Here is a 210-nt window from a genome sequence, read left to right as displayed (position 1 = left end):
TATTGGAAGTTGCAGAAAATCTTTTCCGCAATGAATTGTCGGTGATTGACCGTGCGCTTTTTGTGCAGACCTACCGCGAATTGTGGGAAAAGAAGTATGGGGAAATTCAACGTGGCGGTGACCACGGTAATCAATATACAAAGGAAAAAGTGGCAAAGGGTCAACTTGACCCTTTGCCAAATGATGGCGACTTAAATGGCAAAGTGCAAA

At 43.8% G+C, this 210-nt stretch carries 1 pseudogene; it reads left to right on the top strand.

Annotated features, from left to right (window positions below):
• Positions 1–210, top strand: a pseudogene (locus BN338_RS10655) (ParB/RepB/Spo0J family partition protein); the annotation flags it as partial.

It is taken from the genome of Bartonella queenslandensis AUST/NH15 (assembly GCF_000312585.1).
GTDB classification, from domain to species: domain Bacteria; phylum Pseudomonadota; class Alphaproteobacteria; order Rhizobiales; family Rhizobiaceae; genus Bartonella; species Bartonella queenslandensis_A.
The sequence above is the reverse complement of the archived record's forward strand: the minus strand, read 5'-3'. Positions and strand labels throughout refer to the sequence as shown.